The organism is Desulfuromonas carbonis (assembly GCF_054658035.1).
The window spans coordinates 152,799-167,430 of the sequence record NZ_BAAHXR010000003.1 but is presented as its reverse complement, the minus strand read 5'-3'; the positions used below and the strand labels follow the sequence as shown (position 1 = coordinate 167,430).

12 protein-coding genes are annotated in these 14,632 nt (G+C 63.6%); all 12 read left to right on the top strand.

The features are described from left to right. Positions 1-17: 17 nt before the first annotated feature. Entirely contained in the window at positions 18-1,094 is a 1,077-nt protein-coding gene (mraY, locus tag ACYQ8E_RS07755) for a phospho-N-acetylmuramoyl-pentapeptide-transferase (protein WP_459860575.1), read from the top strand. A 1-nt stretch (position 1,095) separates the two neighbouring features. Continuing rightward, a complete protein-coding gene (murD, locus tag ACYQ8E_RS07750; RefSeq protein WP_066728049.1) occupies positions 1,096-2,457 on the top strand; it encodes a UDP-N-acetylmuramoyl-L-alanine--D-glutamate ligase in 1,362 nt (453 codons plus the stop codon). Next, entirely contained in the window at positions 2,454-3,566 is a 1,113-nt protein-coding gene (gene ftsW / locus ACYQ8E_RS07745) for a putative lipid II flippase FtsW (RefSeq protein ID WP_442856866.1), read from the top strand. The genes murD and ftsW overlap by 4 nt, the downstream gene beginning before the upstream one ends. Next, a complete protein-coding gene (murG, locus tag ACYQ8E_RS07740) occupies positions 3,563-4,639 on the top strand; it encodes an undecaprenyldiphospho-muramoylpentapeptide beta-N-acetylglucosaminyltransferase (RefSeq protein ID WP_066728043.1) in 1,077 nt (358 codons plus the stop codon). The genes ftsW and murG overlap by 4 nt, the downstream gene beginning before the upstream one ends. Positions 4,640-4,665: 26 nt before the next feature. Beyond that, complete coding sequence (gene murC, locus ACYQ8E_RS07735; protein WP_459860573.1) at positions 4,666-6,066, top strand: UDP-N-acetylmuramate--L-alanine ligase; 1,401 nt, start codon at positions 4,666-4,668, stop codon at positions 6,064-6,066. 25 nt (positions 6,067-6,091) lie between these two features. Continuing rightward, entirely contained in the window at positions 6,092-7,018 is a 927-nt protein-coding gene (locus tag ACYQ8E_RS07730; RefSeq protein ID WP_066728033.1) for a D-alanine--D-alanine ligase, read from the top strand. A 25-nt stretch (positions 7,019-7,043) separates the two neighbouring features. Continuing rightward, positions 7,044-7,892: a cell division protein FtsQ/DivIB gene (locus ACYQ8E_RS07725; protein WP_066728032.1), complete on the top strand. Its 849-nt coding sequence runs from the start codon at positions 7,044-7,046 to the stop codon at positions 7,890-7,892. Positions 7,893-7,921: 29 nt separating this feature from the next. Then, entirely contained in the window at positions 7,922-9,154 is a 1,233-nt protein-coding gene (gene ftsA / locus ACYQ8E_RS07720; protein WP_066728031.1) for a cell division protein FtsA, read from the top strand. 99 nt (positions 9,155-9,253) lie between these two features. After that, positions 9,254-10,402, top strand: a complete 1,149-nt coding sequence (ftsZ, locus tag ACYQ8E_RS07715) for a cell division protein FtsZ (RefSeq protein ID WP_066728029.1) — start codon at positions 9,254-9,256, stop codon at positions 10,400-10,402. Positions 10,403-10,713: 311 nt separating this feature from the next. Continuing rightward, positions 10,714-12,435: a radical SAM protein gene (locus tag ACYQ8E_RS07710; RefSeq protein ID WP_459860571.1), complete on the top strand. Its 1,722-nt coding sequence runs from the start codon at positions 10,714-10,716 to the stop codon at positions 12,433-12,435. Positions 12,436-12,824: 389 nt separating this feature from the next. Continuing rightward, a complete protein-coding gene (locus ACYQ8E_RS07705; RefSeq protein WP_157471900.1) occupies positions 12,825-14,117 on the top strand; it encodes a hypothetical protein in 1,293 nt (430 codons plus the stop codon). 38 nt (positions 14,118-14,155) lie between these two features. Continuing rightward, the gene (locus tag ACYQ8E_RS07700) at positions 14,156-14,629 is read left to right on the top strand and encodes a cytochrome C (protein ID WP_066728026.1); all 474 of its coding nucleotides are present in this window, start codon (positions 14,156-14,158) and stop codon (positions 14,627-14,629) included. The last annotated feature ends 3 nt before the right edge of the window (positions 14,630-14,632 follow it).

Sequence of the window (14,632 nt, the reverse complement as noted above, 5' to 3'; positions counted from 1 at the left end):
GCGAGGAGACTGACAGGATGCTATACCACCTGCTCTATCCACTGCACACCCAGTATTCGGTCTTTTACGTCTTCCGGTTTATCACCTTCCGGACGATCTATGCGGCGATTACCGCCCTGGTGATCTCTTTCATTATCGGCCCCTGGCTGATCGGCAAGCTCCAGGATTTGCAGATCGGGCAGAGTATCCGCAAGGTCGGCCCCGAATCCCACTTCAAGAAGGAGGGGACGCCGACCATGGGCGGCACCCTGATCCTGCTCGCCATCGTTCTGCCGACGCTGCTCTGGGCCGACCTGACCAATATCTATGTCTGGGTGACGCTTATGGTGACGGTCGGTTTCGGTGCGGTCGGTTTTGTCGACGACTACCGCAAGGTCAAACTGAAGAACAGCGACGGCCTCTCGGCCCGGCAGAAGATGTTCTGGCTCATCCTGATCTCCCTGGCCGGCGGGCTTATCCTCTACTATTACCCGCCGTTCCGGACCACTTTGGCCTTCCCTTTCTTCAAGGGATTGCGCCCGGACCTCGGCATCTTCTACATCCCCTTTGCGGTCCTCGTGATCGTTGGCGCCAGCAATGCGGTCAATCTCACCGACGGCCTCGACGGCCTGGCGATCGGACCGATGATCATTGCCGCCGGCACTTACCTGATCTTTGCCTACGTCGCCGGTAACGCCAAGCTCTCCGACTACCTGCAGATCAGCAGCGTCCAGGGTGCCGGCGAGCTTTCTGTCCTCTGCGGCGCGATGGTCGGCGCCGGGCTCGGCTTTCTCTGGTTCAACAGCTATCCGGCGCAGGTCTTCATGGGAGATGTCGGCAGCCTCTCCCTTGGAGGCGCCCTCGGAACGATCGCGGTGATTACCAAGCAGGAGATCGTTCTCGTTATCGTTGGCGGCATCTTCGTCCTCGAGGCGTTGTCGGTGATCTTCCAGGTCACCTCCTTCCGCCTTTACGGCAAGCGCATCTTTCGCATGGCGCCAATTCACCACCATTTTGAACTCAAAGGGTGGCCGGAGCCGAAGATCATCGTCCGCTTCTGGATCATCAGTATCATTCTCGCCCTGGTCGCCCTGTCGACCCTCAAGCTGAGGTAACATGCGCGTCACGTATGCGGAAAAAGAGGTGATGGTTGTCGGTGCCGGGCGCACCGGGCGCTCCCTCTGCGACTATTTCCTCGCACGCGGCGCACGTGTCACCCTCTCCGATCGCCGTCCGGCGTCGGAACTGGCGGAAGCCGAGGCGCTCCGCGCCAGGGGGGTCCGTCTCGACCTCGGCGGCCATACCACGGCGCTCTTCACCGGTGCCGACCTGGTCGTGGTCAGCCCCGGCATTCCGCTGACGCTGCCGGCGATTGCCGCGGCGATCAGCGCCGGGGTGCGGGTGGTTGGGGAAGTCGAGGTCGCTGCCGCCGAACTGGCGGCGCCCCTGGTCGCCATTACCGGCACCAACGGCAAATCGACGACGACCAGCGTCGCGGGTGCGGTCTTCAGCGCCTGGGGGAAGAAGACCTTCGTCGGCGGCAACCTCGGAACCCCGCTGATCGAGGCGACACAGCGCCAGGACTGGGACTACCTGGTCGCCGAACTCTCCTCGTTCCAGCTCGAGGCGATCGAGACTTTCCAGCCGCGCTATGGGCTGCTCCTCAACCTCAGCGCGGACCATCTCGACCGCTATGCGGATATGGCCGCCTACGTCGCCGCCAAGCTGCGCCTGTTCGAAAGGATGACGGCCGCCGAGGTGGCAATCCTCAACGCCGCCGACCCCCTGGTGGTGGAGGCAGCTGCCGCGATCTTAGCCCGCAAGGTCTGGTTCGATTCTACGCGGCTGCTGGCAGAGGGGATGGGCTATGCCGACGGTGAACTGGTCTGGCGCCAGAACGGCGCCGAAGTCCGGTTTCCGGCGGCCGAGCTGCAATTGAAGGGGATTCACAACCTCGAAAACGTCATGGCGGCGCTGCTGCCTGCACTCCTCGAAGGATGTCCGCCGGCAGTGGCCTGGCAGGCCGCCTGTGACTTTCCCGGCCTGCCGCACCGCATGGTCCTGGTCCGGGTGCTCGACGGCGTGACCTGGTACAACGACTCGAAGGGAACCAATGTCGGCAGCGTCGTCAAGAGTCTGGCCGGGCTTTCCGCCCCGGTCACCCTGATTGCCGGCGGCAAGGACAAGGGGGGGGACTATGCGCCCCTTGCCGACCTGGTACGAGAGAAGGTCGCCTGCCTGATCCTGATCGGCCAGGCCGCGGAGCGGATCGCGGCCGAACTCGGCGGCCTGACGCGCACCCTGCGCGCCGATTCGTTGCCGGCGGCAGTGCGCCTGGCACGGCAGGAGACGCCCGCCGGCGGCTCGGTCCTCCTTTCGCCGGCCTGCTCAAGTTTCGACATGTTCAAGAGTTACGAGGAACGGGGCGAGGTCTTCAGTCGCGCCGTGCGGGGTTTATCGGAACAGGGGGAGAACTGACCGTGGAAGTGCGCCGGGGATTCGATACCACGATCCTGCTGCTCGCCGTAGCCCTCACCTGCTTCGGCGTGGTGATGGTCTATTCCGCGTCGTCGATCATGGCCGCCAAGAAGTACAGCGACGGTTTCTATTTCCTGAAGCGCCAGGGGCTCTTTGCCCTGATCGGCTTCCTGGTGATGGCCGCTTTCATGTACTTCGACTACCGCCGCCTGCGGCGGCTCGCCGTCCCCTTCTTCCTCCTCTGCGGGGTGCTGCTGGTGGCAGTCCTGATCCCCGGCATCGGTTCCCACGCCGGCGGCGCCTCGCGCTGGATTCGTCTGCCCCTCTTTTCGGTGCAGCCGGCGGAACTGGTCAAGCTCGGCATGGTCCTTTACATGGCCCACTCCCTGGCGAAGAAACGCGAAAAAATCCGTAGCTTCAAACTCGGCTTTATCCCCTACATGCTGGTTCTCGCCCTGCTGCTGGTGCTGCTGCTGCTGCAACCTGATCTGGGGAGCGCGATCACCATCGCCGCGGTCGCCATGGTGATGCTGCTGGTGGCCGGTACCCGCCTCAGCTACCTGTTGTCGGTAGTGATCCTGGCGCTGCCGTTCCTTTATTTCCTGGTCATGAACGTCGACTACCGGCGCAAGCGGATTCTCGCTTTTCTCAACCCCTGGGACGATCCGACCAACAGCGGGTTCCAGATCATCCAGAGCTGGATCGCCTTTGGCACCGGTGGTCTTTTCGGCAACGGTCTCGGCGAAGGAAAGCAGAAACTCTTCTTCCTTCCCGAGGCGCACACCGATTTTATCTTCAGCGTTATCGGCGAGGAGCTCGGCTTCATCGGCGTGCTGGTGGTGGCGGCGATGTTCCTGCTGCTGGTGATGCGCGGTATCCGCACCGCCCTGGCCGCGCCGGACGATTTTGGCCGCTTCCTCGCTTTCGGGGTGACGCTGCTGCTCGGCCTGCAGGCCTTTACCAATATCGCCGTCGTCATGGGGATGCTGCCGACCAAGGGCTTGGCGCTGCCGTTTCTTTCCTACGGCGGGACCAGCCTGTTGACCACCCTGATGGGGGTCGGCATCCTCCTCAACGTCTCCAGTCACGCCCCGGGGGAGGTGCGATGAAACTATTGCTGGCCGGTGGCGGCACCGGCGGACATCTCTTTCCGGCCGTGGCCCTGGCCCAGCGGTTGCTGGCCACGGACCCGGAGGCTCAGGTCCATTTCGTCGGTACCGCCCGCGGTATCGAGTCCCGGGTGCTGCCGCAGCTCGGTCTGCCGCTGACGACCGTCGACATCGAAGGGGTGGTCGGCCGCGGCTGGCGCAGCAAGCTCGGTCTGCTCCCCAAGCTGGTGCGCAGCGTGCGGCAGTCGCAGGTGGTGCTTGATCGCTTTGCCCCCGATGTCGTGGTCGGCGTCGGCGGCTACGCCTCGGCGCCGGCGCTGGTCGCGGCGCTGCTGCGCAAGACACCGACCCTGATTCACGAGCAGAATGCCTGGCCGGGGCTGACCAACCGCCTGCTGGCCGCCTGGGTCGATCGGGTCTGTCTCTCGATTACCGATGCCGACCGCGCCTTCCATCGTGGTAAGGTGGTGGTGACCGGAAATCCGTTGCGCAGCGGCATGGAAGAGTGCCCGCCGCTCCCCGAGTCGGGGGCCTCCCTCCTCATCTTCGGTGGCAGCCGCGGCGCCCGGGCCATTAATGACCTGATGCTGGCCGCTCTGCCCGGCCTCGATCCCCTGCGCGGGCAGCTGCGCATCCGGCACCAGACCGGCAGTGACGATTTTGAACGGGTAAAGGAAGGCTATCAGGCCGCCGGCTGGAGCGCCGAGGTGGTTCCCTTTATCGACGACATGGTGGCCGCCTATGGCGCGGCGCAGCTGGTTGTCTGCCGTTCCGGCGCCACGACGATTGCCGAGCTGACCGCCTGTGGCCGGCCGGCCCTGCTGATCCCCTATCCCCACGCCACCGGCGATCATCAGACCGGTAACGCCCAGGCCCTGGCGCGGCGCGGTGCGGCGTTGATGCTGCCGCAGGCGGAGTTGACCGCCGAACTCCTGGCCCGCCTGGTGGGCGACCTGCTCGCCGACCGCGAGCGTTTGCAGAGCATGGCGGGTGCTGCCCGCTCGCTGGCGAAACGGGGTGCGGCTGACCTGATTCTGAAGGAGTGCCGGGCGATTATGAAAACGGTTCACTGATGGCTGAGCCGAGAAGGTAATTAATTATGTACGGCAAGATTCGCAAAATTCATTTCATCGGCATCGGCGGCATCGGCATGAGCGGCATCGCCGAGGTGCTGCTCAACCTCGGCTACCAGGTGAGCGGTTCCGACTTGCGCGAGAGCGAAATCACCCGCCGGCTGAGCGAGCTGGGAGGAGAAATCGCCTACGGTCACCGGGCCGAGAACCTGCGGGAGGTCGACGTGGTCGTCACCTCGACGGCGGTCAAGGCTGACAACCCCGAGGTGCAGGAAGCCCATCGCCAGCTGGTGCCGGTGATTCCGCGGGCCGAAATGCTCGCCGAGCTGATGCGTATGAAGTACGGCATCGCGGTGGCTGGTACCCACGGCAAGACCACCACCACCAGCATGATCGCCACAGTCCTCTCCCACGGCGGCCTCGACCCGACGGCGGTGATCGGCGGCCGTCTCGACCTGCTCGGCTCCAACGCCAAGCTCGGCCAGGGGAAGTTCCTGGTCGCCGAGGCCGACGAGTCGGACGGCTCCTTTCTCAAGCTGTCGCCAACCATCGCCATCGTCACCAATATCGACCTCGACCACCTCGACTATTATCACGACCTGGAGGAGATCAAGGCGACCTTCGTCGATTTTATCAACAAGGTCCCTTTTTACGGTGCCGCGGTCCTCTGCCTCGACGACCCCAACATCCAGAGCATCATCCCCCAGGTCAGGAAGCGTTTCATCAGCTATGGCCTGGCGACCCAGGCCGATTACCAGGCGACCGAGATCATGCACCGGGAAGGAGAGACTTCCTTCACCGTCCTCTGTCGCGGCGAACGTCTCGGGTCGATCTCCTTTCGCATGCCGGGGCGGCACAATGTCCTCAACGCGCTCGCCACGGTGGCGGTCGCCATGGAACTCGAGCTCCCCTTTGCCGAGATCGCGGCGGGCTTCGCCGATTTCGGCGGCGTCGGGCGCCGTTTCCAGATTCGCTACAATGCGGGCGGCATCATGGTGGTCGACGATTACGGCCATCACCCGGCGGAGATCAAGGCGACCCTGGCGGCGGCCCGTTCCGGTTGGGACCGGCGCGTGGTGGCGGTCTTCCAGCCCCATCGCTTCACCCGCACCAGGGCGCTGTTCGATGACTTTGTCACCGCTTTTTACCAGGCAGACACCCTGCTGGTGATGGATATCTACGCCGCCGGCGAGGAGCCGATTGCTGGTGTCGATGCCCGGGCGCTGACGGCAGGCATCGCCGGCCATGGTCATCGGGACGCCCATTACCTGGCGGAGCAGGCCGCGGTGATCGACCATTTGCTGGGGCAGGTGCGCCCCGGCGATATTGTCATTACCCTCGGGGCCGGCAACGTCTGGCAAGTCGGGGCGGAACTGGCGGAATTGCTGAAACAGCGGCAGCCGGAGAGTTCCCCGGCCGGGACCTGAAATTGCGGTCCGGAAACAGGATACTATGCAACGTGACGAGCTGAAAAAGAAGACGATCGGTGTACTCCTCGGCGGCCTTTCGGCGGAACGGGAGATCTCGTTGCGGACCGGTCGCGCCGTCCATGCGGCGCTGGTCGCCGCCGGCTACCGGGCGGTAGCGATCGATGCCGGCCGCGATCTGCCGCAGCAGCTGGCGGAAGCTGGCGTCGAGGTTGCCTTCATCGCCCTGCATGGCCGCTTCGGTGAGGACGGCACGGTTCAGGGCCTGCTCGAACTGATCGGCATCCCCTATACCGGCAGCGGCGTCCAGGCCTCGGCGGTGGCGATGGACAAGGTGACGACCAAGAAGTTGCTGCTGCACCATGAATTGCCGACTCCGGCCTTCGAGGTGTTCCATCGCGGTGAGGACGTGGCGGCCCTGGCCGAGCGCTGCCGGCACTATCCGCGGGTGGTCAAGCCGGCCCGGGAGGGGTCGACGATCGGGGTTCACATCGTGCACGATGCCGCCGAACTGAAGGCCGGGGTTGCCGAGGCCCTGGAGCACGATGACCTGCTGCTGATCGAGGACTATATCCCGGGCGCGGAGGTGACCGTCAGCGTCCTCGGTGAAGCGGTGCTGCCGGTAATCCAGATCGTCCCCAAAGGGGGATTTTACGACTACCAGGCCAAGTATACGGCGGGCCAGACCGAGTACCTGCTGCCGGCGCCGCTGGAGCCGGCCCTCTACGCCCGCCTGCAGCAGGTCGCACTACAGGCCTGCCGGGTCCTCGGCTGCCGGGGGGCGGCCCGGGTCGATTTCATGGTGCGCGAGCGCGAATTCTATTGCCTCGAGGTCAACACCATCCCGGGAATGACCGAGACCAGCCTGCTGCCCAAAGCGGCGCGCCAGGCCGGCATCGATTTTCCGGAACTGGTGTTGCGTATCCTCGAGGATGCCGGGTTGAACAAGTAGTGGTCAGGCGATAGCAAGGATAGCGATGCGGGATTTCAAGAGTGACAAGCCGGCCCGGGTCAAGGGCAACCGCCTGAAGCGGGAAAAACAGCCTCTCGACTGGAGGAAGCTGCTCCATCGCGGGCTCGGCGTCACTCTGTTCCTCGGCAAGCTGGCGCTGGTGATCCTGTTGGTCGGTGCTGCCTTTCTCGCCGGCCGGACGGTCTTTCATTCGGACTATTTCGCCGTCGCCGCGATCCGGGTCGAAAACCTTCAGCGCCTTCTGGAGGACGACGTGATCGGCCTCTCGGATATCCGCCCCGGGGTCAATATCTTTGACCTCGACCTGGAAGCGATCGGGCGCAAGATCGCCGAAAATCCCTGGGTGGCGACGGCCGAGGTGCGCAGAGTCTTTCCGCGCGAGGTCGTCATTTCAGTCCATGAGCGGGAGCCGCAGGCGATCATCAACCTCGGCTATCTCTACTATATCGACGGCAATGGCGAGATTTTCAAGGTACTCAGCGGCGAGGACCGTCTCAATTACCCGGCCCTGACCGGCATCGACCGCAAGTTTTTACTCGACAACCCGGGTGAGGCGCATGCCCTGCTCAGGGATGCGATGAACCTGCTCGCCGAGCTGGCCGGCCGTCGCGTCTTCACCCTCGACGAAATCTCGGAGGTTCATCTCGACCGGGAGGACGGCCTCAGTATCCATACCCTGGTGGGCGGGGTGCCGGTGCGGATGGGGTTTCGCGATTTTCGCGGCAAGCTGGACCGCCTTGAGCGCATCTATCCGGAGCTGCAGGGGCGGCTGACGGGACTGAAATACATCGACTTGAACGTTACGGACCGGGTGATCGTCAAGGTGGACACCCTCCGTAACGGCCGCGGCTAGGACACGAGAGCGAGGGGAAGGGGAGGACCATGAGCAGCAGAAGAGGAGAAAACCTGATTGTCGGCCTGGACATCGGCACGACCAAGATCTGCGCAATCGTCGGCAACATGACCGACGAGGGGCTCGACATCGTCGGCATCGGCACCAGCCCGTCGAAGGGCCTGCGCAAGGGCGTCGTCATCAACATCGAGAGCACCGTCGAGGCGATCCAGAAGGCGCTGCGCGAGGCCGAGCTGATGGCCGGCTGCGAGATCAAGTCGGTCTTTGCCGGCATTGCCGGCGGCCACATCCGCGGTTTCAATTCGCAGGGGGTGATTGCGATCAAGAACCGCGAGGTCAACAAGGACGACGTGCGGCGGGTGATCGACGCCGCCAAGGCGATTGCCATCCCGATGGACCGCGAGGTGATCCATATCCTGCCCCAGGAGTTCATCATCGACGACCAGGACGGCATCAAGGAGCCGTTGGGGATGAGCGGCGTGCGCCTCGAAGCGAAGGTCCATATCGTTACCGGCGCGGTCGCCAGCGCCCAGAACATCATCAAGTCGTGCCAGCGCGCCGGCGTCGGTGTCGCCGACATCGTCCTCGAACAGCTCGCCTCCAGCGAGGCGGTCCTCTCGCCGGACGAGAAGGAACTCGGCGTGGCGCTGATCGACATCGGCGGAGGCACCACCGATATCGCCATCTTTGTCGACGGTGCGATCAAGCACACCGCCGTGCTGTCCCTGGGGGGGAACCATCTCACCAACGACATCGCCGTCGGTCTGCGCACGCCGATGGCCGAGGCGGAGAAGATCAAGCAGCAGTACGGCTGCAGCCTCACCTCGATGGTCGGCAAGGACGAAACGATCGAGGTGCCTTCCGTCGGTGGCCGTGAGGCGCGGATCCTCTCGCGCCAGCTGCTCGCCGAGATTCTCGAGCCGCGGGTGGAGGAGATCTTCACCCTGGTCAACCGGGAGATCGTCAAGAGCGGGTTCGAGGATGTCATCGCCTCGGGAGTGGTGATCACCGGCGGGACTTCGATCCTGCCAGGGATGCCCGAACTGGCCGAGCAGATCTTCAACCTGCCGGTGCGCCGCGGCAACCCGCGGGATATCGGTGGTCTGACCGACGTTGTCAATTCACCGATCTACGCTACCGGCGTCGGCCTCGTCAAGTACGGCAGCCGCAATCTGCAGACCCGCAACTTCAGTGTCGGTGAGGCGAATATCTTCGACAAGGTGGTGCGGCGGATGAAAGAATGGTTCGGGGAGTTTTTCTGATTCCCATCGCAGTTCAAGGAACAAGAGGCAATCGCGGAGAAGGTTCAACAATCCGGCGCTACGGAGAGTGTCCGGAGTAACCAGAGAAGGGAGGGAGTCATGTTCGAATTTGATGAGAATGTGGATCAGTCAGCCAAGATCAAGGTGATCGGGGTCGGTGGCGGTGGCGGCAACGCGGTCAATACCATGATCGTGTCCCAGATCGAGGGGGTCGAGTTCATCACCTGCAACACCGACGCCCAGGCGCTGAAGACGAGCCGCTCGCCGATGAAGCTGCAGCTTGGCGCCAAGCTTACCAAGGGGCTCGGCGCCGGGGCCAACCCGGAAATCGGCCGGGAGGCGGCCCTGGAAGACCGCAACCGGCTTGCCGACGTCCTCGCCGGCGCCGACATGGTCTTCATCGCCGCGGGCCTGGGCGGCGGAACCGGCACCGGCGCGGCGCCGATCATCGCCGAGGTCGCCCGCGAGTCGGGGGCGCTGACGGTTGGTGTCGTCACCAAGCCCTTCTCGCGCGAAGGGCGGCAGCGCCTGAAGAAGGCGGAAGAGGGGGTCAGCCAGCTCAAGGAAGTGGTCGATTCGCTGATCGTCATCCCCAATGACCGTCTCCTCGGCCTCGCCGGCAAGAACATGAGCATCCTCGATGCCTTCAAGCCGGCCGACGACGTGCTGCGCCAGGCGGTGCAGGGGATCTCGGATCTGATCACCACCCACGGCCTGATCAACGTCGACTTTGCCGACGTCCGGGCGATCATGAGCGAGCGCGGCATGGCAATGATGGGAATCGGGGTCGGCGAAGGCGACCGGCGGGCCGCGGAAGCGGCGCACATGGCGATCAGCAGCCCGCTGCTGGAGGATATCGACATCTCTGGCGCCCGCGGGGTGCTGGTCAATATCTCCGGATCCTCCAACATGACGATGGAGGAGTTCGACGAGGCGTCGCGCATCATTCATGAGAAGGTGCACGAGGACGCCAATATCATCATCGGCCTGGTGATCAACGAAGACCTCGGCGAGCGCATCAAGATTACTGCCATCGCCACCGGTTTCGGGGCCTCCTTTGAAAAGGACAAGCGTCACGCCGAGGAGTTGAAGAAGAATGCGGCGGCCGTCGCCATGGGCAAGATCGACCGCGACCTGCCGACCTTCATCCGCGAGCGGCAGAAGAGTGCGCCGCGCAGCCTCGGCACCGTGGCTGGCGACGAGGATCAGTACGATATTCCGACCTTCCTGCGCAAGCGGGTCGATTAATCGCTGACCGCTGACCGCTGATCGCTTGGTTTTTTTCGCCAGAACGCCGTCCTGTGCCGGTTCTCCGCCCGGCATGCCACGGGGGCGTATCTGTTCCACGCTGCAATGCCTGACGACTCCCTCGTCAACCGGGCCGCCCCTGGCGGCCCTTTTTTTGTGCGCCAGGCGTACCTGTTTGGCAGCAAGGGTCCAGTTGGTGTAGTCTTGTGTCCATCGGGAAACCCAGCTGGGCACGGCGTGGTTTCCGAATCGGAAACGAGTCTTGCCTCAGCTCCATGAGATATTCCCCCTGTTGCCGGTAATGGAATCGGATGTCGCGAAAATTGCTCGACAAGGCACGCCGCCGCCTGGAGGCGGAGAGCGGTTGCCACGCCAACCCCTGGGGGGGACGGCTCAGCGTGGCGCTGGTCTATCCCAACACCTATCACCAGGCAATGAGCAATCTCGGTTTTCTGACCGTCTATCAGCTCCTCAACAGCCGGGACGATACCCTCTGCGAGCGCTTCTTCCTCCCCGATACCGACGACCTCGCCGAACACCGGAAAACCGGTTACCCGCTCTTCTCTCTCGAATCGAGGCGCCCCCTGGCCGATTTCGACCTGGTCGCCTTCTCGATCTCCTTCGAGAATGACTACCTCAACCTGCCGCTCCTGTTCGAGCTGGCCCGTATCCCTTTCTGGCGGGAGGAGCGCGGCGACCGTTATCCCCTGATCCTCTGCGGCGGGGTCTGTGCCTTTCTCAACCCGGAGCCGCTGGCCGAGGTCATGGACCTGTTTGCCATCGGCGAGGCCGAGCCGTTGTTGCCCGACCTTCTGGCGGTCCTGCTCGCCGCCGGACCGCGGGACGGGTTGCTGGACCGCCTGGCCGAGGTGCCGGGACTCTACCTGCCATCCTTTTATACGGTGCGTCAGGCGGCGGATGGTTTCATCACCGATGTCGAGGTCGCGCCGCCGGCCCCGGCGCGGGTCGCGCGGCGCTGGCAGGCTGACCTCGATGCCAGTGATACCCGCTCCTTCGTCCTGACGCCGGAGACTGAGCTCGGCGACATGGCCCTGACCGAGATCTCCCGGGGGTGCTCGCGGGGGTGTCGCTTCTGCGCCGCCGGCTTTCTCTTCCTGCCGCCGCGGGAGCGCAGCCTGGAGAATCTGCAGCGCCAGGTGGGCGAAGGGCTCTGTCATCACCCCAAGCAGGGGCTGGTCGGTGCCGCGGTTTCCGACTACCCGCAGATCGTCGAACTGGAGGAGTCGATCCTCGCCGCCGGCGGCAAGGTCTCGGTCGCCAGCCTGCGCATCGATGCCTTGAGCGAGAAAGAGGTCGCTGCGCTCGCCGCCTCCGGGCACCGCACCGTGGCCCTCGCCCCGGAAGCGGGGAGCCAGCGCCTGCGAGACCTGATCAACAAGAATCTCGACGAGGAGCAGATTCTCGCCGCAGTTCAGCGCCTGGCCGCCGCCGGCATTCCCAATCTCAAGCTCTATTTTCTCATCGGCCTTCCCGGTGAGGAGGAGAGCGACATCGAGGAACTCCTCGCCCTGGTGGGCCGGGTGCGGGAGGTCTGGCTGGTCGAAGGGAAGCGGCGCGGCCGGCTCGGGCAGATTACCCTCTCGGTGAATCCCTTTATTCCCAAGCCCTTCACCCCGTTCCAGTGGGCCGCGATGCCCGCCGATGCCATTCTCAAGGCCCGCCTCGGCCAGCTGCGCCGCGGCATCGCCCGGCTCGGCAACGTCGAGCTGCACTCCGAGTCGCTGCGCGCCGCGACCCTGCAGGCGCTCCTCTCCCGCGGCGATCGCCGGGTCGGACGCATCCTGCCCGCCTTGGCGTCCGGGCGTCCTCTGCGGGCTGCCTGTGCCGCTGCCGGGTTCGAGCCGTCCTGGTTCGTGCACCGACAACGCGCTGCCGGAGAGACTTTTCCCTGGGAAGTTCTCGATAGTGGCGTCCGGCGGGACTATCTCTGGGCCGAGTACCAGCGTGGTCTGACCGAACAGCTTTCGCCGCGTTGTCAGGCGGGCTGCCGCCGTTGCGGCGTCTGTGGCTAACGGAGGCCGGCGCCTATCCACACAGCCAGCCCCTGTGCTGGTTCGCAGCAGATGTTGCGCTTATCACCCTGTTGCCAGTAACAACTCCTGTTTGATAATTGAACAGATCGATTTATTCCCCTCTTCGCCAGAGGGTAAAGGGGGTATTGTGTAGTGGACCCTGGGGAGTTCGGTACTCCCGCCCGCAGGGTAACCCGTTGTAATCAGAGAACCTCCCGAAAGACCTGAAGACTCTACCGCCGCTCGATTGAAATTCCGTTCCAGAAAAATGACCAATTCGGTTATATAAAGTTGTATTAAAGTCCGTCTCTGGTATATACGAAGGACGCGCCGGAAGTGCTGGACTACTGCCGGTGTCGTTTTTTAACAGGTACCGCCAAGGAGGAGACATGGATAACGCATGCAGGACAGTGCTACGCCGTTCACGGGTAATCTTCATTGTCGGTTGTCTGCTGCTCCTCGGGCCGGGATGGGTCGGGGCGGCAGAAATTTCGCTGCAATCGGAGACCCTGTTCCGATTCATGCAGCGGGATACGCTGACGACCAGGGATGCCGCGGTGCTGCCGATTTACGAATACCTGCAGGCGGATGCCGGCAATCTCAACGCCCGCGGGCTTTCGCTCCACCTTTACGGCTGGGGGCGGGCCGATCTCGGCAACGGCGATTATTACAGTGATGATCCGAGTGGCGAACTCCTCTACGGTTACCTCGAATACACCCGGCCGTTCAGCAATTTCAACCTACGCCTTGGCCGCCAGTACGTGATCGCCGGCTTGGCGAACGACAGTATTGACGGGCTCTCCCTGCGGACCGATCTCGGTCCCTATTTTACGCTCTCCGCCTACGGCGGGCTGCCGGTCGCTCTCGATACGGCCGCCGGCCGTAGCGGGGACAGCATCTACGGTGGTCGGCTCGCCCATCACTTCGGCACCCGCTACGAAGTCGGCGTTTCCTACCAGCAGGTTGCCAATGACAGCGTCACCGAGGATCAGCAGGTCGGGATCGATCTGGCCCTTGCGCTCCCTGCCGGTATCAGCCTCTCCGGCAAGTCCAGCTACAACCTGGAGAGCGATGGCTGGGGGGAAAACTTCTACGAGGTGCGTTTTTCGCTGGGCGATTTTCACTTCCGCCCCTTTTTCGAGAGTTACAATTATCGTGATTATTTTGCCGCCGGGGAAGAGACCCCCAACCCCTTCTATATCCTGAGCCAGGGTAACGAGGCGCTCACCGCCTACGGCACCGACCTCCTCTGGACCGGGCTCGGCAGCTGGGAGGTCGGCGCCAAGGTCAAGTTCTTCAACTACGATGTCAACAACGATTCGGCCGCCTATTACGCGGCCATCCTCACCTGGCATGGCGCGGAGCTGACCCAGGCGGGGGGGGAAATCGGCACCAGCCAGGGGGATGCCGCCAGCAACAACTATCTGCTCGGCAGGCTCTTTTTCTACTGGGACAAGCCAATCGATCTGCCGCACACCTTTGTCAGCGGCGATCTCCTCTATGCCTCCTACGACAAGCCGGTCTACGGCCAGGACGGCTCTTTCTTCGCCTCCCTCGGCGCCGGTCACCGTTTTCTCGATGACCACCTGGAGCTGAAACTCTCCGCTGATTACAGTTCCGATCCCAACTTCGACAGCGACTGGCGAGGGATGCTGGTGGCCAGTTACCGATTCGGCCGCTAAGCGGACAAGGTACCTCGACTTCCTTCAGGAGCAGATATATGCCTAAGCGACTCTTCTTTGTCCTCGCCGTCTTGATTCTCCCTCTCACCCTTCTCTATGCTTGCGCCGGGCTGGAGCGGGGGTATGTCTTCCCCACCCAGCACCCACCGGAGGCGGAGCTCGGCAGCAACCGGCCGATGTGCACCGATTGCCACGATTCGCGCGATGACCATGTCGCCTACGTCGATTTCAATCACACGACCTTCTTTACCGAAAGCCATCGCAGTGTGGCCGGTCGCAGCGCCCAGGTCTGTGCCATGTGTCACCAGCAGAGTTTTTGCAACAGTTGCCATGCCACTGGCATCGAGCTGAAACCTTCTGTCAAGGACCAGAGCGATACCTACCGGCGCATGCCGCACCGGGGCGATTACCTGACCCGGCACAAGATGGACGGCCGGCTCGACCCGACCTCCTGCTACCGCTGTCACGGCAACCCCAAGGCGGCCCGTACCTGTGCCCCCTGTCACGGCTGATCG

Bases quoted from the DNA above. Each gene is read 5' to 3' on its own strand.
- mraY (WP_459860575.1), top strand. From the start codon at position 18: ATGCTATACCACCTGCTCTATCCACTGCACACCCAGTATTCGGTCTTT.
- murD (WP_066728049.1), top strand. From the start codon at position 1,096: ATGCGCGTCACGTATGCGGAAAAAGAGGTGATGGTTGTCGGTGCCGGG.
- murG (WP_066728043.1), top strand. From the start codon at position 3,563: ATGAAACTATTGCTGGCCGGTGGCGGCACCGGCGGACATCTCTTTCCG.
- murC (WP_459860573.1), top strand. From the start codon at position 4,666: ATGTACGGCAAGATTCGCAAAATTCATTTCATCGGCATCGGCGGCATC.
- ACYQ8E_RS07730 (WP_066728033.1), top strand. From the start codon at position 6,092: ATGCAACGTGACGAGCTGAAAAAGAAGACGATCGGTGTACTCCTCGGC.
- ACYQ8E_RS07725 (WP_066728032.1), top strand. From the start codon at position 7,044: ATGCGGGATTTCAAGAGTGACAAGCCGGCCCGGGTCAAGGGCAACCGC.
- ftsA (WP_066728031.1), top strand. From the start codon at position 7,922: ATGAGCAGCAGAAGAGGAGAAAACCTGATTGTCGGCCTGGACATCGGC.
- ftsZ (WP_066728029.1), top strand. From the start codon at position 9,254: ATGTTCGAATTTGATGAGAATGTGGATCAGTCAGCCAAGATCAAGGTG.
- ACYQ8E_RS07710 (WP_459860571.1), top strand. From the start codon at position 10,714: ATGTCGCGAAAATTGCTCGACAAGGCACGCCGCCGCCTGGAGGCGGAG.
- ACYQ8E_RS07705 (WP_157471900.1), top strand. From the start codon at position 12,825: ATGGATAACGCATGCAGGACAGTGCTACGCCGTTCACGGGTAATCTTC.
- ACYQ8E_RS07700 (WP_066728026.1), top strand. From the start codon at position 14,156: ATGCCTAAGCGACTCTTCTTTGTCCTCGCCGTCTTGATTCTCCCTCTC.